Raw genomic sequence first — 19,199 nt, 5'->3', positions numbered from 1 at the left:
AAATAACGCCGCCCGGTACACGCTTAATGACGGCGCTGCCAAATCCAGAGCGCCGTTATTGCCAGTGCAAACAGTGCACCAAAACCAATGCCAATGGGTACGACCGGAATCCCCACCAATACCGCCAGCGAGTAAATACCTAACATCAGCAACATGGCACTGTTTTCGCCGAGGTTCTGTACTGCGATAGCATTACCCGCCCCAACGCTTTTTTTGCCTCGCTCTTGTAGCAACGCATTCAGTGGGACAACAAAAAAGCCACCCAGGACGCCAATCAACATTAACAACGCATAGGCGGGTAGCAGTTCATGTTGTAGCGAGAAAAACAGTACCACCACACCAATCAAGATCCCGGCAGGCATACAACGAGAGACCGTTTCCAGCGTCACCAGTTTTGCGGCTGCCCCCGCACCAAGCACAATACCAATCGCCACCATCGCGTTAAGATACGTTGGCGTCGCGTTGTCAGTGATCCCTAAAGCGACGGGCACCCACAATACCAGCAGAAAACGTAATGTGACTCCCGCCCCCCAGAACAAACTGGTGCCCACCAGCGAGAAGCGAGTTTCACCGTTTTGCCACAATGAGGTGCAGGCAGATTTAAAACTACAGGTCATTTTAAGGACATTCCACGACTGCCCAGGACGCGCTGCTGCCAGTTTCGGAATGTAGATATTCGCTGCTACCGCCCCGGCATATGCCAGTGCACAAGCGGCCAATGCCACCAGCACATGCAAATCAGCCAGCACGCCACCAGCGACGGAACCCAGCAAAATCGCGGCAATCGTGGAGGCTTCCATCAGACCATTGGCTTTTACCAGTTTGTCTCCCGTGGTCAGCTCACCAAGGATGCCATATTTCGCCGGAGAATAAGCCGCAGCGCCAATGCCAACCAGCGTATAGCCAACAAATGGATTAAAACCAAAGCAAATACTGGCAGCCCCCAGCAGCTTCAGGCCATTGGCGAACATCATCACCCGACCTTTCGCAAAGCTATCGGCCACCTGTCCCACAAACGGCGCAAACAGAATGTAAGCACCCACAAACACCATTTGCAGAACTGGCTGGCTCCATTCCGGGTAAAATTGCGCTTTCAGTAATGCCAGCGTGGCAAACAGTAGCGCGTTATCACCAAATGCAGAAAGAAACTGCGCGATGATAACGGCCTTCATCCCCTTCGACCATAGCGAAGTGTTAGTGTGCACTGACTCACTCATTATGTTTTTCCGGCTCGTCGACCCAGCTTTTTAGTGTCACAAAGTCTGGCTTACCACTGCCCAACAGCGGCATCTGTTTCAGATAGCGAATATCGCGTGGTACAGCAAGTTCTGGTACACCGTGCTCGCGGGCGTATTGTTGCAATTTGTCACGCGTCAGCTCGCTGTCGGTGGTGAACAGCACCAGTGCCTCACCTTTGCTGGCATCGCTCTTAATTGCGGTGGCGTGAACTTTATCAGGCGAAACCCCCAGTGCCAGTTGTTCAACCATTTCCAGTGACACCATCTCCCCGGCAATTTTAGCAAAGCGTTTCGCCCGCCCCTGAATCTGCACAAACCCTTGCTCGTCAAAACGCACGATATCGCCAGTGTCATACCAGCCGCGTTCCAGCTCACCCTGGATATTCTCTGCGGTTGGCACTTCCAGCACGCCAGGTTTTTCCACCCGCAAGTAGCCATTCATGATATTTGGCCCTTTCAGTTGCAAACGCCCACCGTCTTCAATACCTGGCACTGCCAACAAGCGGGCATCCATTCCTGGCAGAATACGCCCGACAGTGCCCGGTTTGGCTGCCATCGGCACGTTGATAGAGACCACCGGCGCACATTCGGTAACGCCATAACCTTCGAGAATTCGCAGGCCAAATTTATCCTGCCAAAGCTGTTTGGTACTTTCTTGCAGTTTTTCTGCACCAGCCACCACATAGCGTAGGCGATAGAAATCATACGGGTTGGCAAAGCGCGCGTAATGACCGAGGAAAGTTGATGTGCCGAAAAGCACTGTGCAATTACGGTCATACACCAGCTCCGGCACAATGCGATAGTGTAGCGGGCTTGGGTAAAGGAAGACTTCGGCACCTGTCAGTAAAGGAGTAAAAAGCCCCACCGTCAGACCAAAAGAGTGAAACAGCGGTAACGCCGACATAAAGCGGTCGTTGGTGGTGAAGTCGGCGATAGTTTTAATCTGCTCAACGTTTGCCAGAATGCTTTTATGGCTATGAACCACCCCTTTAGGATGACCTTCAGAACCAGAAGTAAAGAGAATTAACGCCTCTTCCTCGGGTTGCTGTTTTACCTGTGCCAGATGCGGCATTAATAAATGAGCAAAGATCCAGACTTTGTCTGTCAAGGTAACGTCGGCTTTCAGGTCTTCCAGATATATCCAACGAACCTGTGTGAGTTGTTCCGGCAGATGCCAGAGTTTGCCTTTATCAAGGAACTGGCGAGAGGTGAAAATAGTTTTGATTTCAGCGGCAGTGATAGCACTGGTTAGCCCTTTTACGCCGGCGGTGTAGTTCATCATTGCCGGGATACGGCGACGGGCAACGGCCCCGAAAATCACCGCTGCGCTAATACCTGCATTGGGTAGCATTAAGCCGATTCTTTCCCCTTCTGCACTGTACTTCTCAAGAATACGCCCGACAAACAGCGTCTTGGTGAGTAATTTTCGATAGCTGTCCGGGGTAAAATTGACATCTTCAACGCAATTTTTTCCGCCACCGTAGCGGTGCATAGCTCCCAATAACGATTCATACAGCGTTTCACGTGGACGCACGGCCATCCGCGCTTCCATCATGATCTGGTGCAGCATTTCGCCCGCGATTTTACGGCGATCGCGCGCTCGTGGCGCATCCGGCATCGGCACATGAGTTGGTGGCAAAATATGCAGATGAATCTTCGGGAACAATCGACGTTTGACCAGACCTTTCAGACGGCTGAAATGAGTTAATTCAGCCCCTTCAATACGAACTGGAACGACCGTCGCGCCTGATTTTGCTGCCACAAAACCCGCACCATCGTATATCTTCATCAGCGAACCGGTTACTGTGATTCTCCCTTCCGGAAAAATTACCACCGGGCGCCCCTGTTCTACCAGACGCACCAGATGTTTAATCGCCATCGGTTTGGTGGGGTCCAGCGGTACAAAGTCGATAAGGGATTGTAACCAGCGCATATACCACTGCTGGCTGATGGATGTGTACACGGCAAACACCGGGCGCACAGGTAAAAACAGCGCCAGCAAGATGCCATCAATAAAGGAAACATGGTTTGGTGTGATGAGCACACGCTCACCTTTTAGTACCGCTGGGTCTCCCGTGACCTGAACACGGTATAACACCTGACATAATTTACGAAAAAAGCCGAAAAGCATATCAACTCCCTTTGCAGAATATTCAGAAAAAACGAATGAAGGCAGATTACACGAGAAGAGGATTGGAATGCGAGCAAGAGAAAAAATGAGGCGAAAAAAAACCTGCGCATCCGCGCAGGTTGGTGCAAGAGACAGGGTACGAAGCGCGTACCGAATAATCTCACCAATCAATACCTCTGGGATCTTGATTGTGGTCTCAATGAAGCCTCTACGCCAGCGAGAAAACGCAAAGGAATGAAGGGAAATGCAACCAGGTGTGTAAATTATCGCTTACTGTTACAGTTACATGAATGCATAAAAAAAACCTGCGCATCTGCGCAGGTTGGTGTAATTCAAGTGGTCAACTTTATAGTTGACACCACCTATCAATACCTCTGGGATCTCCAATGTAGCAAGCCGCGCTTCGTTGTCACCAGCACACAATCGCAACAGCACATCGCAAAGTGTAACCAAAGGTTTGTATTCTCTGGTTTCTGTCTTACTTTTAACGATATGACGCACATTTCCTTCTCCCCGCGCCGTAAGCCCCTTGAACACGCCATCATTTTCCGTAACACTGGCACAATGTAAGCGTTTACCCACAAAGGTATTTTCATGGCGACAATAAAGGATGTAGCCCGACTGGCTGGTGTTTCAGTCGCCACCGTCTCTCGCGTTATTAATGGTTCCCCAAAAGCAAGCGAAGCATCGCGGATTGCGGTGCAAAGCGCAATGGAATCGCTCAGCTACCATCCAAATGCTAATGCACGTGCATTGGCCCAACAGGCAACTGAAACTGTCGGTCTGGTGGTAGGTGATGTTTCCGATCCCTTTTTCGGTGCGATGGTAAAAGCGGTTGAGCAGGTGGCCTATAACACCGGCAATTTTCTGCTGATTGGTAATGGTTACCACGATGAGCAAAAAGAGCGCCAGGCTATTGAGCAACTAATGCGCCATCGCTGTGCCGCACTGGTCGTACACGCCAAAATGATCCCGGATGAAGACCTGGCGTCATTAATGAAACAAATGCCGGGGATGGTATTGATCAACCGAATTCTTCCTGGGTTTGAGAATCGTTGCATCGCCCTGGACGATCGCTACGGGGCATGGCTGGCAACGCGCCACTTAATTCAGCAGGGCCATACACGGATTGGCTATCTCTGTTCTAATCATTCCATTTCTGACGCCGAAGATCGTTTGCAAGGTTATTACGACGCCCTTGCAGAAAGCGGTATTACGGCGAATGACAGGCTGGTGACATTTGGTGAACCAGATGAAAGTGGTGGTGAACAGGCGATGACTGAATTGTTGGGGCGGGGAAGAAATTTCACTGCCGTGGCCTGTTATAACGACTCAATGGCTGCTGGCGCGATGGGTGTTCTCAATGACAATGGCATCGACGTACCTGGCGAGATCTCACTGATTGGTTTCGATGATGTACTGGTATCACGCTACGTCCGCCCACGCTTAACCACCGTGCGTTATCCAGTGGTGACGATGGCAACCCAGGCCGCAGAACTGGCACTGGCGCTGGCAGAAAAACGTCCGCTCCCGGAAGTCACGCACGTTTTCATCCCTACCCTGGTGCGCAGGCACTCCGTGACGCCGCCACTGGAAGCCAATCATTCAGCTTCCAGCAACTGAACACAAGCTGGCACTCAGATTAACTCCAGTGCCAGTAACTCCTCAATAGTTTGGCGACGACGAATTAACCGCGCCTGACCATTATCAAACAGTACTTCTGGCAGTAACGGGCGGCTGTTGTAATTCGATGACATCGATGCGCCATAGGCGCCCGTGTCATGCAATACCAGATAATCACCCGGCGCAACTTGTGGAAGTTCACGCGTTTCGACAGTGCCCCCCTCCTGCTGCGTGAAAACATCGCCGGACTCACACAACGGCCCCGCCACTACAGTTTCCACCACTGGCGTATTGTCAAATGATCGTCCGTCTGCCGCCAGTGCAGTAATTCGGTGATAACTGCCATACATTGCAGGGCGCATTAAGTCGTTGAATCCTGCATCAATCAACACGAAGTGGCGACGCCCCATCTGTTTCACGCTTCGTACCTGGGCGATTAATACGCCGGATTGTGCTACCAGAAAACGTCCTGGTTCGATTTCCAGCTTCACCCGATGCCCAAGATGATGAGCAATTTGCTCACGAGCAGCATTCCACAAACCAAAATAGTGTTCGGTATCCACGGCCTCTTCGCCGTCACGATACGGGATCGACAATCCACCACCAGCAGATATCGCCTCCAGATCCTGACTAAACTCAATGACCTGACTCACCATAGCCCCACAGACCTGTTCCAGATGCGCGTAATCGACACCGGAACCAATATGCATATGAATCCCCACAAGTTTCAACTCATAGCGTGCAATCACTGCCAGTGCTGCAGGCAGATCGGTATGCCAAATCCCATGCTTACTGTTCTCGCCGCCGGTGTTCGTTTTCTGGCTGTGCCCGTGACCAAAGCCAGGATTGACCCGCAGCCAGACACGATGCCCTGGCGAAACCTGCCCTAATTGCTCCAGCATATCGACAGATCCGGCATTTACCGGAATACGCAGCTCGCTGACCCGTGCCAGAGTCGCGCTATCAATCACATCAGCGGTAAAGACAATATCGTCCGGTGAAGTCAAAGGATCGTACCCGGCAGCCAATGCTCGTTCGATCTCGCCCAGCGATACAGAATCAACCTTCACTCCTTGCTCACGCATCAGACGTAGAATATGAATATTGGAACATGCCTTCTGGGCAAAGCGCACCACATCAAACTGCTTCAGTGCCGCGATCTGTCGGCGGATGATTTGTGCATCGTATACCCATACCGGGCAACCAAATTCGGCAGGCAGTGTCAGCAGATTTTCAGCGGTCAAATCACTGGCAGCACAGGTCAGTAAGTGTGGCATTTGTGGCTCCTCTTTTTTTTATGATTACGCCACAGGAAAAACCGAATAAAAAATATCGTTTTTTCGTAAGTCTATGCAAAAATGATATGGATTAATGCTGGAGAAAATAATGGCTGCCGTCACTCTACGTCATATAGAAATATTCCACGCGGTGATGACCGCCGGAAGCCTGACCGAAGCGGCTCGTTTGCTGCATACTTCGCAACCGACGGTCAGCCGGGAACTGGCACGGTGTGAAAAATTGCTCGGGCTAAAGCTCTTTGAGCGAACACGTGGACGCTTACACCCAACGGTGCAAGGTTTGCGCTTGTTTGAAGAAGTGCAACGTTCATGGTATGGGCTGGATCGCATTGTGAGTGCGGCAGAAAGCCTGCGTGAATTTCGTCAGGGCGAGCTTTCTATTGTCTGTCTGCCAGTTTTTTCCCAATCCTTACTACCACCGCTATTGCAGCCATTTCTCGCCCGCTACCCGGATGTCAGTTTAAATGTTGTTCCTCAGGAGTCACCGTTACTGGAAGAGTGGCTATCTGCCCAACGTCACGATCTGGGATTAACAGAAACGCTGCATACGCCTGCGGGAACTGAGCGTACGGAGTTGCTTTCCCTGGATGAAGTCTGCGTCTTACCGCCGGGGCATCCGCTGGCAGCAAAACATTGTTTAACGCCTCAGGATTTTCAGGGAGAGAACTATATCAGTCTCTCCCGCACTGACAGTTACCGTCAGTTGCTGGATAGTTTATTTACAGAGCATCAGGTGAAACGGCGGATGGTCGTTGAAACACACAGTGCCGCGTCAGTATGTGCGATGGTACGTGCAGGTGCTGGGGTTTCTGTCGTAAACCCACTCACTGCGCTGGATTATGCTGCCAGTGGCGTGGAAGTACGTCGTTTTAGTATTGCCGTGCCATTCACAATAAGTCTGATTCGCCCCTTGCACCGCCCCTCTTCTGCACTGGTCGATGCTTTTAGTGAACACTTACAAACCAGCTTACAGGGCCTGGTAACTTCACTTGATGCCATCCTGCAAGGTGCAAAGCAACATTAACGGCTTATTCGTCGCGCTCTATCGTTAAAGCCACGCCCTGACCACCGCCGATGCAAAGCGTCGCCAGCCCTTTACGCGCTTTGCGTTTGACCATTTCATGGACGAGGGAAACCAGAATTCGGCAACCCGATGCGCCTATAGGGTGTCCCAAAGCAATTGCACCGCCGTTAACATTGACCCGGCGTTCATCCCACTCCAGCATTTTCCCTACCGATAATGCCTGAGCAGCAAAAGCTTCATTTGCTTCAATCAGGTCAACATCCGCGAGCTGCCAGCCTACACGTTCAAGGCAACGACGAGTGGCATAAACGGGGGCTATCCCCATCAGCGCCGGATCAACCCCTACACTGGCAAAAGAACGAATACGCGCAAGGATCGGCAAATTAAGTTCCAGGGCTTTCGCTTCACTCATCATCATGACTGCCGCTGCGCCATCATTCATAGAAGAAGCATTGCCCGCAGTGACCGAGCCCATCTGCTCAAAAGCAGGATTTAGCTGTGCCAGCCCTTCTGCACTGGCATCGGTACGTGGCTGTTCATCGGTATCGACCCGCAGCAACTGCCCTTCACGTTCGATGACTACCGGTACGATTTCAGCCTGGAATCGGCCACTATCGATGGCAGCACGTGCCTTTTGCTGGGAACTCAGGGCGTATGCATCCTGTAACTCACGGCTGATACCATATTCACGCGCCAGATTTTCCGCCGTCACGCCAATATGATAATCATTAAACGCATCCCACAAACCGTCATGCACAAGGCTGTCAACCAGTTGACTGTTACCAAGTTGCGCACCAGTTCGGCTATCGGTCAATACATGCGGCGCGCGGCTCATATTCTCCTGGCCGCCCGCAATAACGATATCAGCCTCGCCGCACTGGATTGCCTGAGTGGCAAGATGAAGCGCTTTCAGACCGGAACCGCAAACGTCGTTGATAGTTATAGCTGAGACGGTATTCGGCAGGCCACCTTTAATTGCTGACTGTCGGGCGGGGTTTTGCCCTGCTCCGGCAGTGAGTACCTGCCCCAGAATCACCTCATCAATGGCATTGCCATCCACGCCTGTTTTTTCCAGCAGGGCGTGTATTACCCGGCTACCCAGCTCGACCGCAGAATGACGTGACAACGCCCCCTGAAAACATCCAATGGGTGTGCGCAACGCCCCGACTATCACGACCTCTTTCATTACGACCTCTGCACAAATTGACCCGGCAATAATAGATTATTGTTAATGACAGTTATCTTGTTTGTGCAAAAACGGTGATTTTTATCACAAGATATTTACATTTCCACTTTCATCTTCGTGTCATGCGGCAAGCCAGAGAAAGCTCATAGCAATGGAGTTCTATCCTTTAATCTCCCACATCATGCTCAGTTTGTGATAAATTCCGCTCCGTTTTGTTTAATTTATGGTTGAAACATTCAAATAATGTCAAAAATCTGGTCAAAAGATGAAACTCTCTGGAGTTTCGCACTCTATGGTACTGCCGTTGGAGCAGGAACCTTGTTTCTTCCCATTCAGCTCGGCTCTGCGGGAGCTGTGGTACTGTTTATTACTGCCCTGGTCGCCTGGCCACTAACCTACTGGCCGCATAAAGCATTGTGCCAGTTCATCCTTTCATCTCACACTTCAGCTGGCGAAGGTATTACTGGCGCGGTAACGCATTACTATGGAAAGAAAATCGGCAATTTAATTACCACATTGTATTTCATTGCTTTTTTTGTGGTGGTTTTGATTTATGCCGTTGCCATTACCAACTCATTGACTGAGCAGCTGGCAAAACATATCGAGATCAATTTCAGTATCCGCATGTTAGTCAGCTTGGCAGTCGTGCTGATTCTGAATTTGATCTTCCTGATGGGCCGCCATGCCACAATTCGGGTCATGGGCTTTTTAGTCTTCCCACTCATTGGCTACTTTTTATTTCTGTCGTTATATCTCACCGGCAGTTGGCAACCGACGTTGCTAACCGGGCAAATGACAGTGGATAAAGAGACGATTCATCAAATCTGGATCTCTATTCCGGTAATGGTGTTTGCTTTTAGTCACACGCCGATTATTTCTACCTTTGCCATAGACAGAGAGGAGAAATACGGCGAACAGGCGATGAATAAATGTAAGAAAATAATGAAGGTGGCTTATCTTATCATCTGCCTGAGCGTACTATTTTTTGTCTTTAGTTGCTTGCTGGCCATTCCACCGGCTTATATTGAAACAGCTAAAAATGAAGGGGTAACCATATTATCGGCCCTTGCTATGATGCCAAATGCGCCCGCCTGGCTTTCTATTTCTGGCATTATCGTTGCCGTTGTTGCCATGTCGAAGTCATTCCTTGGTACCTATTTTGGTGTTATTGAAGGTGCAACGGAAGTGATGAACAACTCGCTGCAAAAAATTGGCATCTATAAAAGTCGTGCATTTAACCGCATCATGTCGATTCTGGTGATCTCACTGATTACGTTTATCGTCTGCTGCATTAATCCCAATGCAATTTCGATGATCTATGCCATCAGCGGACCACTGATTGCGATGATTTTGTTTATCATGCCGACGCTGTCAACGTATTTGATTCCGGCACTGAAACCACATCGCTCGCTGGGTAATCTGATTACTCTGATTGTTGGCCTACTTTGTGTGTCTGTGATGTTCTTCGGTTAACATAACAAAAACGGTTCAGACGAAACCTACGTCTGAACCGTATCTTTTATTCGCGAATTTTCTCACCCCTAATAACATTCATCTTAACCAGCCTTATATCCCACAAAAAAACATAACAAAATCAATATAATTCATCTTAACCAGGCGAATTCGATGTAATTAAGAGTATTTAAGATGCGAAGCTAAGATTACCCAGGTAATATACTGACAACATTAAGGGAAAAGTGATACTCATCGCATTATCATAAAGATTTTTTCCTGGAAAAAAGTCTTACGGCACACAATAAAATACTCAATTTAAAAAATGAGCATTTGTTGATATCGAGCTTAATTAAAGAGTAATAGAATACGGCTATTAGCCGATTTTGAGAATTTTATTATTTTGCTAAATTTACTTAGGTATAAGTGAATTCAGTGGTGCATTGACACACCTTTTGGTGAGTGAAATTATGCAAATCATCTTCGGATAGGGAGGCTCTTAATATGGGGCTTGATATTAAGTTAAAAAATCTGATGTGCAGCAGCTGCTCACTGCATTGTGCAATGATGCCAGAGAAATCTCCACGTCAGGAATATTGTGCGAATGCCTGTTTCTGTACATGGCCGGAAGACAGCCTGTATTTTAATCGCGGAATCATCGATGGCATCGTGAATAAAAATCACAATGCCAGATTAAATGGCTATATCTTTGTTGATTTTTCAGTAAGCTTTTTCCGTTTATTTCTCGATGATGAATGGATAAATTATCTGGCAAGCTCATCCATGGGAATCGTTCTGGTCACCGATCGTAATATGCAGCCACTGGCAAATTACTGGCGTAAAAACCATCCGGCAGTCTCTGCGGTCATTTACCACAATGAAAGCATGAATGTTGCCAATGAAAAAATTCGTCAGTTATTTATCGGTCGTTTTTTATCTTTTGCCAAAGGTAGCACGCTGACGAAAATGGAATTTAAGATCATGGGGAGCATGATACGTGGTAGCGACCCGCAAGATATCGCTCAGGATCTGGATTTAGATATCCGCAGTGTCTATGCCTATAAACAGCGTATCGAGAAACGAATGGGGCGTAAACTCAACTCGTTGTTTATCGACTCTCATCCGGTCACTCGTGAACAACCATCACCACTTCCGACAGAAAAAAGGAAGGCCGAACTCGTCCTCGCCTGAGATGACTGTTACGTTCAATGCTTACCCGCTTTGGTTACGCCAAAGCGGGTTGTGCACTCGTCATACTTCAAGTTGTATGTGCTGCGATTGCGTTCGTTCACCCCAGTCACTTACTTTAGGAAGCTCCTGGAATTCACGCGCTTATCGCCTTCCTGCAACTTGAATTATTTAGAGTATAGTCCAATAATTCCCTGCATTCGTACCATTATTAATTATACTTGTCATACCTCAAGTTGCATGTATGACGAGTACAAGTAAAAAAACAATCAGCATTACTTCTATATATGCAATAATAGCTATATTAACTCAGAGATATTCCGGGTTATTTAATTTTATCAACCTGTCTTGTGACGTATATATGTACTGGATTATTAACGAGTTTATTGAATTTAGACCCGCGAGTAAAAAGCTCATTTCCCGGAGAAACCCTGAGCTTAATGTTGTATTAACGTCACCAGCCAGTCGTTGTCTGCTTCTTTTACTTGAAGCCTCTCCTGATGTCGTTTCCCAACAAGAACTTTTCAAAAAAGTGTGGGAAGATGAAGGAATGTATGTTCCGACCAACACCCTTTACCAGAATATTTCCATTGTCCGTCGGGGGCTGAAAGCGGTAGGTGAAACGGAACAAACACTGATAGCCACCATACCGCGCAAAGGGTTTAAGATTGAGCAGGGCGTTAAGATTGTCCGCATGGCTTCAGACGAACTTTTCCCTGAAGAAGAGCAAGAAGAAGAACAGACAGGTAATGCAGAGGAATTGTTATTACCCGTAAATGAGCATCAGCAACCACGAATATCTCTGATGTCGCGTTTATCTCTGGTTTTTATCATGCTCTTAGCCTTTATTGTTGGCGCTACCGGAATGCATTTTTATTGGCATTCCGGGGAAACCACGCCCTTTTTCGCGGACTACAAACTGCTCGAGCAAGAGAATGGTTGTCATTTCTATGTTAAAGATGACAGCCATGATGGTGACAATAATTTTGCGCGAATCAAAACGCTCATCACCCGTACCGGACTGGATTGTAAAAAATATCCCTGGGTTTATCTTCCACTCTCAAAAACCGATCCAGGGTTGGCAGTATTAGTTTGTAAGAAAGACTATCTTGTTCATTCTGTTCCTGGCTGCATGACACTCTCATTTCGCGAGGCTTACGGTGAGTAAAAAATATATCATTCTCTGCGCCGCGATTTGCTGCCTTCTGGGTATGGGTGCTGCTTTGGTATACCACTACTTACGCTTCGAGCATACCTATAAAGAAGAATGCTCAATATCGATGGTGGTATATCATAAAAATGTTCATGCCAATATCACGCTAAATTTTATGTATTCATTGGAAAAACAACAGGGTGTTGTTGCAGTCAGTGGTAATTATCTGCAAGACGACAAACCGAAAGGGATAATCAGACGCGATGTTTCTTACGACTGGACAGAAAATCAGGACGTCTATCACCTGCATTCCACAAAAATCGATAAATATGAAGGCATGGAAACCTTACCAGACGCTCTGCTTGCCAGTATCCTCCCGGACTTCTATGTCTATCCGAACGAAAATGTCAGTTATTCCATCCTTAATCAGGGGGAGCGTGGTTTTTTATTTACCATTGGTAAAAGGCCGCTCTTTTATTGCGCACGATAAGATATTTTACAATCAATGTAGTACACCAATATTTGAGATAAATTCTTATTTCCTCACATAATAATACAACATCTTTTGCATTTATTTTAAAACAATGGAAACATATAAGAAACAAACCACACACAATATTGTATGTATTTAAATCAAATAATAAAAGAGTGTAAAAAAATTACAGTAGTGTAAGAAAAAGCGCATTCTTATAATTATTTTTTTACCTCGTTCCGGGCTGTCAGACGTTATAAAAAACATTAATATATTCACGCTTATCATAATCACTAGTGATACAGGATAATAGCGTGGAGTGGCTTCTCGATCTTTTTTCAACCTGGTTGTATGGGTTGAAGTTTATCGCGATCGCATTAGCGATAATGATGTTAATTAGTGGCCTGGACGATCTCTTTATTGATGTTGTCTATTGGCTGCGTTGCGTAAAACGTAGCCTGAGCGTTTATCGCCGCTACCCACGGATGAATTACCGCGAACTGTATAAACCGGATGAAAAACCATTAGCCATTATGGTGCCTGCATGGAATGAAACGGGTGTCATTGGCAATATGGCCGATCTGGCAGCGACAACGCTGGATTATGAAAACTACCATATTTTCGTTGGTACCTATCCAAACGATCCGGATACCCAACGTGATGTGGATGAAGTCTGTGCACGTTTTCCCAACGTGCACAAGGTGGTCTGCGCCCGTCCCGGTCCAACCAGTAAAGCTGATTGCCTGAATAATGTGCTGGACGCCATCACCCAGTTTGAACGCAGCGCCAAATTTGCCTTTGCCGGGTTTATTTTGCATGACGCGGAAGATGTTATTTCGCCCATGGAACTCCGGCTGTTCAATTATCTGGTAGATCGTAAGGATCTTATCCAGATCCCGGTATATCCATTCGAACGGAAATGGACACACTTCACCAGCATGACTTACATCGATGAGTTTTCCGAGTTGCACGGCAAGGATGTTCCGGTACGCGAAGCTCTGGCCGGGCAAGTTCCCAGCGCGGGAGTGGGTACTTGTTTCAGCCGCCGGGCTATTTCAGCATTGCTGGCTGACGGTGATGGCATTGCCTTTGACGTACAGAGTCTGACCGAGGACTACGACATTGGCTTTCGTCTTAAAGAAAAGGGCATGAGTGAGATTTTTGTCCGTTTTCCGGTGGTGGATGACGGCAAAACGGGTGAACCACGTAAGTTATTCCAGAGTAAACGTACCCATAATATGATCTGTGTGCGTGAGTATTTCCCGGACACGTTTACAACGGCAGTGCGACAAAAATCGCGCTGGATTATTGGTATTGTCTTTCAGGGATTCAAAACCCATAAGTGGACTTCCAACCTGATTCTCAATTACTTCCTCTGGCGTGACCGCAAAGGGGCTATCAGCAATTTCATTAGTTTTATTGCCATGTTGGTTTTTATCCAGCTGATGCTTTTGATGCTGTATCAAACCTTCTGGCCCAATGCCTGGCATTTTCTCTCTATTTTTACCGACAGTGCCGCATTTACAACGCTGTTGTGGATGAATTTTGCCTTAATGGTCAATCGCATTGTGCAACGGGTGATTTTTGTCACTGGCTATTATGGGCTGACGCAAGGAATACTGTCGGTACTCCGTCTGTGCTGGGGTAACCTGATTAACTTTATGGCGAACTGGCGCGCGCTAAAACAGGTACTTCAGCATGGCGATCCGCGTCGGGTAGCATGGGATAAAACGACTCACGATTTTCCCAGCGTAAGCGGAGAAAACCGAGCGTTACGCCCGTTAGGCCAGATTTTGCTGGAGAATCATGTTATTACCGAAGCGCAACTGGAGCAGGCTTTGACGAATCGTATACAGGGTCTGCGTCTCGGTGGTTCAATGTTGATGCAAGGACTTATCACTGCCCAACAACTGGCTCAGGCGTTGGCGGAACAAAACGGAGTCGGTTGGGAATCCGTTGATGCGTGGCAGATCCCGCGTTATCTGATTGAACAAATCCCCGCCAGTGTGGCACTGCATTACGCAGTGTTACCGCTGCGCATCGAAGATGATGTTCTGGTAGTAGGCAGCGAAGACGGGATTGATCCTGTCTCTTTGGCAGCATTGTCTCGCAAAACCGGTCGCCAGGTGCGCTATGTAATTGTGTTACGTGGCCAGGTGGTCACGGGGTTACGCCACTGGTACGCACGCCGTCGTGGACGCGATGCCCGCGAACTGCTCGAGCAGGCGGTGCTGCGTCGTTGGTTAACGCCACAACAACAAACCGCGATCTGGCAACAGTTTGTACAGCATCAGTTTCTGTTTGCTGAAGTACTGACAACGCTTGGGCATATCAATCGTTCAGCCATTAACGCCCTGCTACTTCGCCACGAACGCAGTGATCGCCCACTTGGCGCATTTCTGGTAGCGGAAGGCGTGATCAGTCAGGAGACACTGGATCGCGTTCTGAGCATTCAGCAAAATTTGCAAGTTTCAATGCAGTCGCTGTTACAGGCGGCTGGGTTAACCACAATGCAGATTGCAGAACTGGAGACAGATCATGAAGGATAATAATCGTTGCCGGATTATCGGCCTGTCTGGTCTGCTGATGAGCGCATTGCTAAGCGGTGGTGCGCTGGCAGAAGAGAATATAGGCACCAGTGCTGAAGAACTTGGTATCAGCGATTATCGCCATTTCGTTATTTATCCACGACTGGAAAAGGCGCTGACAGCACAACGTAAAAATGATGAAAAAACAGCCCTGCGTGAATTTGAGTATATTCATCGTCAGCTTCCCGACAACATTCCGCTGACGCTGTATCTTGCCGAAGCTTATCGCCATTTTGGTCACAATGAACAAGCCCGCCAGTTGCTTAGCGAGCAGCTGCGCCATCAACCAGGAGATGCGCGCCTGAAACGAGCACTTGTAGCGATCCCTGTGGAGGTGAAACCTGTTAACTCTGAGGAGGAGTTACGGGCGTTACAAAAAAGTTGTGATGCCGTACCAGGCCTTGGGTGTCGTAGTGAAGTCGGGCAACATGCACTGCGCCTGGCATTGCTCGACATTGCTAATGCGCAGCTTGAGGATAAAACTTTCGCGACCTCACCACAGGGAAAAGCCCTGCGCCGCGACCTTCTGCACCGGGCAATCTACCTGAAAGACTGGGCACTGGCAGAAAGTCTGTTCGCCCGCGCCCCACACAGGCTGAGTGCTGCTGAGCGCCAGCAATGGTTTGATGTATTAATTGCCGGACAACTGGATGACCGCTTACTGGCATTACAAGCTAAGGGGATTTTTAACGATCCACAAAGGCGGATTGATTACGCCTCTACGCTGGCGCAACGCGGAGAAACGGCTCGGCTGGCGCACTATCTGGCAGAAAATCAGCCAGTTTTCCTGAATGCTGAACAGGAGAAAAGCTGGCTGTATTTGCTTACGCACTACAGCCAACAACCGGTACAGGCGCTGATGCATCAGCCAGTGCAGTTTGCGCAAAACCGTCGCTATGTGGTTGGCACAACACTCCCCGAACTGCTTAAAAAGCGGGATTACATCGGTGCACAACGTATCCTGGATTTGCTACCTGCCGGGGAAATGCCAGAGGAGCGCTATAGCGTCAGTCTGGCGCTTAATAACCGCCAGCAAGCATTGCAACTCGCGAAGCTGATGTACGCCGATAAACCGGATCTACAAAATCTCGATCGTCTGACATGGCAACTTATACAAAACGGGCAGAGCAAAGAAGCCGCACGGTTACTGTTACAGCGTTATCCCTTCTCTGATGATGAGAACGCGACAACACAAACGTTGATGGTGCGTCTGGGACAGTTACTTGAGTCTCTGCCGTCGCTAGCTACGCCATTGAAACTGGCAAGCCTGACACAACCGCTGTCATCCCCTGCCCTGCGTCAGTTGCAAAGCCAGTTTCCAGGAATTGCCGACAATTGCGAGGCTGTTCGTAATTTATTAGGTGATATGTCACCTTCGTACGATGCGACAGCCTGGACCCGCCTGGCCCAGTGCTATCGTGACGATTTCCCCGGATTGTCATTGTACGCCTGGCAACAAGCGCAACAGCGAAAGCCCGATGACTGGCGTCACCGTGGTGTTGCATACCAGGCTTATCAGGTGCAGGACTACGCGACGGCACTTCAGGCATGGAAAAAAATCAGCGACAACGCATTGAAGAGTGAGGATTTGCTGGCTGCCGCCACCACAGCTCAGGCGGCAGGTGACAGCGAAGCCCGCGATCACTGGCTTAAGGTTGCCCGGCAACGTGGGCTGACTAACAACGCGCAATACTGGTGGTTGCACGCTCAGCGTTACCTTGCGCAGCAATCACCACAAGCCATGGAAGATTTAAACCGTTCCCTTGCCATCACCCCGAGCGCCCGTGCTTTTGCTGCCCGCGCTCGTATTTATCGTCAGCAAAAAAACATCTCTGCAGCGATAAGCGATTTGCGTCATGCCCTGGCACTGGAGCCTGATAACAGCGCTGTTCAGGCCGCACTTGGGTATGCACTTTGGGATAACGGTGATATCGCCCAGTCGCGAGAAATACTGGAGAAAGCCCATCGTGCACAGCCAGATGATCCGGCGATTCGCAAGCAGCTGACGTATGTTAATCAGCGGCTGAACGATATTGCGCAAACACAGTTTTATGCCCGCGAAGTGATTGACGATATTACCTGGCAGGCCCAGGTTGATTCACTTAGCCCGCAGCAGAATCAGCAACTGTTCAATTTCCGTCGCCTGCATGAAGATGTGGCGCGTCGCTGGAGTTTTAATTTTGATACATCGATTGGTTTGCGTTCCGGGGCGATGAGTTCTGCTAATAATAATCTTGGTGGTTCATCTCCGGGTCACAGCTACCGCAGCTACGGGCAACTGGAAGCGGAATATCGTATCGGACGCAATATATTGCTCGATGGAGATCTCCTTGCCGCTTATAGCCGGGTATTTGCCGATACTGGCAGTAACGGCGTGGTAATGCCGGTGAAGAACCCAATTTCAGCCACCGGACTGTGCTGGAAACCGTTACGAAACCAGGTGTTTTTCCTTGCAGTTGAACAACAATTGCCACTCGATAAACATCATGGCGAGTCTGACACAATGTTACGTGCCAGTGCGTCACTGTTTAATGACGGTAAATACAGTGATGAATGGCACCCCAATGGCCCAGGCTGGATGGCACAAAACCTCTATCTTGATGCGGCACACTATATTCGTCAGGACAGTCAGGCATGGACGGCAGACTACCGGGTGAGCTGGCACCAGAAAGTGGCATATGGGCAAACTCTCGAACCTTATGCCCATGTGCAGGGCAATGGCTATCGGGGTAAAGATACTCAGGGAACACAGGTGGGTGGCGTTGGCCTGCGCTGGAATCTCTGGACTGGTGAGAGTCACTATAACGCCTGGCCGCATAAAATCAGTGTTGGCGTGGAGTATCAACATACATTCAAAACCATTAATCAATCAGCCGGGGAGCGCAATAATGCCTTCCTGACATTGGGAGTTCGCTGGTAATGGCTAAGTTATTGACTCTATTGTTTACTTTGCTGTTGGTAAACCCATTTTCGCAAGCAATGACCGGTATTTTCTGGCAGCCACAAAACCGTGATATGCAGATTAACGATGCACACTGGCAATCATTAATGAATGCTCTGCACCAGCAAGGTTTTGATACCCTTGTTGTGCAATGGACACGTTACGGTGACGCCTTTACACAACCACAAGAGCGCACAAACTTGATCCACCGGGCAGAAGCGGCAAAGCGGGCAGGCTTAAAAGTGATTGTCGGGCTAAACGCTGATCCTGACTTTTTTCATCATCAAAAACAGTCACCTGCCGCACTGGAAAATTACTTTAACCACTTGCGGGCAGCAGATATTCAGCAGGCGCAGCGTTGGATGAGTCAGGCAGGTTTTCAGCCTGATGGCTGGTATATCAGCGCCGAAATTGACGACCTGAACTGGCGTGATGTTAGCGTGCGTGCCCCCTTGCTCAAATGGCTGAAGGATAGCCGTCAGATGTTGCAAGCTGTAGCCGATAAACCTGTTTACATTAGCAGTTTTTTTGCCGGTAATATGTCGCCAGACGGCTATCGTCAATTACTTAGTGAGATGCATGACGCCGGGGTGAAGGTGTGGGTGCAGGATGGCAGCGGCGTCGGCAAGTTAACCGCTGCCCAGCGGGAACGTTATCTGACGGCGAGTGCGGGCTGCCAAAACGTAACACCTGCCAGTGGTATCGTTTATGAGTTATTTGTCGCCGGGAAAGGTAAAACATTCTCCGCGCAACCAAAATCACCGGCGGAGATCGCCACACTGATGGCAAAACATTCTTCTTGTGGCAAAGATTCACTCTATTTTTCGCTGCGCTATTTACCTGCGGCACAGGGAATAATGGAATACAACTAACTGATATCTTAACCATTAATGGGGCGGTTGCTG

At 48.7% G+C, this 19,199-nt stretch carries 14 protein-coding genes; 9 read left to right on the top strand and 5 right to left on the bottom strand.

What is annotated here, in order from left to right; all coding sequences use genetic code 11:
- Positions 1-23 precede the first annotated feature (23 nt).
- From lplT to K0335_RS17210, 3 genes are all read right to left on the bottom strand, one after another.
- Entirely contained in the window at positions 24-1,217 is a 1,194-nt protein-coding gene (lplT, locus tag K0335_RS17220) for a lysophospholipid transporter LplT (RefSeq protein WP_104917927.1), read from the bottom strand.
- On the bottom strand, positions 1,210-3,369 hold the full coding sequence (aas, locus tag K0335_RS17215; protein WP_104920484.1) for a bifunctional acyl-ACP--phospholipid O-acyltransferase/long-chain-fatty-acid--ACP ligase: 2,160 nt from the start codon (positions 3,367-3,369) through the stop codon (positions 1,210-1,212). Before aas ends, lplT begins: the two co-directional genes overlap by 8 nt.
- A gap of 282 nt (positions 3,370-3,651) precedes the next feature.
- Positions 3,652-3,951 carry a hypothetical protein gene (locus tag K0335_RS17210; protein WP_104920485.1) on the bottom strand — a complete coding sequence of 100 codons (300 nt, stop codon included), beginning with the start codon at positions 3,949-3,951 and terminating at the stop codon, positions 3,652-3,654.
- A gap of 12 nt (positions 3,952-3,963) precedes the next feature.
- On the opposite strand from K0335_RS17210, the gene galR reads away from it, so the two are divergent.
- Entirely contained in the window at positions 3,964-4,992 is a 1,029-nt protein-coding gene (gene galR, locus K0335_RS17205; RefSeq protein ID WP_046080646.1) for an HTH-type transcriptional regulator GalR, read from the top strand.
- 14 nt (positions 4,993-5,006) lie between these two features.
- Here galR and lysA read toward each other — a convergent pair whose 3' ends face one another.
- A complete protein-coding gene (gene lysA / locus K0335_RS17200; RefSeq protein ID WP_104920486.1) occupies positions 5,007-6,269 on the bottom strand; it encodes a diaminopimelate decarboxylase in 1,263 nt (420 codons plus the stop codon).
- Between the two features lie 109 nt (positions 6,270-6,378).
- Here lysA and K0335_RS17195 point away from each other — a divergent pair, with 109 nt between their 5' ends.
- A complete protein-coding gene (locus K0335_RS17195) occupies positions 6,379-7,314 on the top strand; it encodes a LysR family transcriptional regulator (RefSeq protein WP_000741904.1) in 936 nt (311 codons plus the stop codon).
- A gap of 4 nt (positions 7,315-7,318) precedes the next feature.
- On the opposite strand, the gene K0335_RS17190 is transcribed toward K0335_RS17195, so the two are convergent.
- Complete coding sequence (locus K0335_RS17190; RefSeq protein WP_000665972.1) at positions 7,319-8,500, bottom strand: acetyl-CoA C-acetyltransferase; 1,182 nt, start codon at positions 8,498-8,500, stop codon at positions 7,319-7,321.
- Positions 8,501-8,743: 243 nt separating this feature from the next.
- On the opposite strand from K0335_RS17190, the gene K0335_RS17185 reads away from it, so the two are divergent.
- From K0335_RS17185 to K0335_RS17155, 7 genes are all read left to right on the top strand, one after another.
- On the top strand, positions 8,744-9,973 hold the full coding sequence (locus tag K0335_RS17185) for an amino acid permease (RefSeq protein WP_219393957.1): 1,230 nt from the start codon (positions 8,744-8,746) through the stop codon (positions 9,971-9,973).
- A 483-nt stretch (positions 9,974-10,456) separates the two neighbouring features.
- Positions 10,457-11,143 carry a LuxR C-terminal-related transcriptional regulator gene (locus tag K0335_RS17180; RefSeq protein ID WP_000521992.1) on the top strand — a complete coding sequence of 229 codons (687 nt, stop codon included), beginning with the start codon at positions 10,457-10,459 and terminating at the stop codon, positions 11,141-11,143.
- Positions 11,144-11,501: 358 nt separating this feature from the next.
- Entirely contained in the window at positions 11,502-12,308 is an 807-nt protein-coding gene (locus tag K0335_RS17175) for a transcriptional regulator (protein ID WP_000289858.1), read from the top strand.
- Complete coding sequence (locus K0335_RS17170) at positions 12,301-12,783, top strand: hypothetical protein (RefSeq protein ID WP_000039762.1); 483 nt, start codon at positions 12,301-12,303, stop codon at positions 12,781-12,783. Before K0335_RS17175 ends, K0335_RS17170 begins: the two co-directional genes overlap by 8 nt.
- Before the next feature lie 296 nt (positions 12,784-13,079).
- Entirely contained in the window at positions 13,080-15,314 is a 2,235-nt protein-coding gene (gene nrfB / locus K0335_RS17165) for a cyclic di-3',5'-guanylate-activated glycosyltransferase NrfB (protein WP_219393955.1), read from the top strand.
- Positions 15,304-18,273 carry a phage receptor gene (locus K0335_RS17160; protein WP_219393953.1) on the top strand — a complete coding sequence of 990 codons (2,970 nt, stop codon included), beginning with the start codon at positions 15,304-15,306 and terminating at the stop codon, positions 18,271-18,273. The genes nrfB and K0335_RS17160 overlap by 11 nt, the downstream gene beginning before the upstream one ends.
- Entirely contained in the window at positions 18,273-19,166 is an 894-nt protein-coding gene (locus K0335_RS17155) for a DUF4434 family protein (protein WP_001096404.1), read from the top strand. Before K0335_RS17160 ends, K0335_RS17155 begins: the two co-directional genes overlap by 1 nt.
- The last annotated feature ends 33 nt before the right edge of the window (positions 19,167-19,199 follow it).

The organism is Escherichia sp. GZ89 (genome assembly GCF_019366485.1).
Taxonomy (GTDB): Bacteria; Pseudomonadota; Gammaproteobacteria; order Enterobacterales; family Enterobacteriaceae; genus Escherichia; species Escherichia fergusonii.
Note: the sequence above shows the minus strand (reverse complement) of the source record. Positions and strands in the feature narration are given on the sequence as shown.

Excerpts from the sequence above, each read along its gene's own strand:
- aas (WP_104920484.1), bottom strand. The coding sequence starts at position 3,369 with ATGCTTTTCGGCTTTTTTCGTAAATTATGTCAGGTGTTATACCGTGTT.
- K0335_RS17195 (WP_000741904.1), top strand. The coding sequence starts at position 6,379 with ATGGCTGCCGTCACTCTACGTCATATAGAAATATTCCACGCGGTGATG.
- lysA (WP_104920486.1), bottom strand. The coding sequence starts at position 6,269 with ATGCCACACTTACTGACCTGTGCTGCCAGTGATTTGACCGCTGAAAAT.
- K0335_RS17160 (WP_219393953.1), top strand. The coding sequence starts at position 15,304 with ATGAAGGATAATAATCGTTGCCGGATTATCGGCCTGTCTGGTCTGCTG.
- K0335_RS17185 (WP_219393957.1), top strand. The coding sequence starts at position 8,744 with ATGTCAAAAATCTGGTCAAAAGATGAAACTCTCTGGAGTTTCGCACTC.
- K0335_RS17190 (WP_000665972.1), bottom strand. The coding sequence starts at position 8,500 with ATGAAAGAGGTCGTGATAGTCGGGGCGTTGCGCACACCCATTGGATGT.
- K0335_RS17180 (WP_000521992.1), top strand. The coding sequence starts at position 10,457 with ATGGGGCTTGATATTAAGTTAAAAAATCTGATGTGCAGCAGCTGCTCA.
- K0335_RS17155 (WP_001096404.1), top strand. The coding sequence starts at position 18,273 with ATGGCTAAGTTATTGACTCTATTGTTTACTTTGCTGTTGGTAAACCCA.
- K0335_RS17175 (WP_000289858.1), top strand. The coding sequence starts at position 11,502 with ATGTACTGGATTATTAACGAGTTTATTGAATTTAGACCCGCGAGTAAA.
- lplT (WP_104917927.1), bottom strand. The coding sequence starts at position 1,217 with ATGAGTGAGTCAGTGCACACTAACACTTCGCTATGGTCGAAGGGGATG.
- galR (WP_046080646.1), top strand. The coding sequence starts at position 3,964 with ATGGCGACAATAAAGGATGTAGCCCGACTGGCTGGTGTTTCAGTCGCC.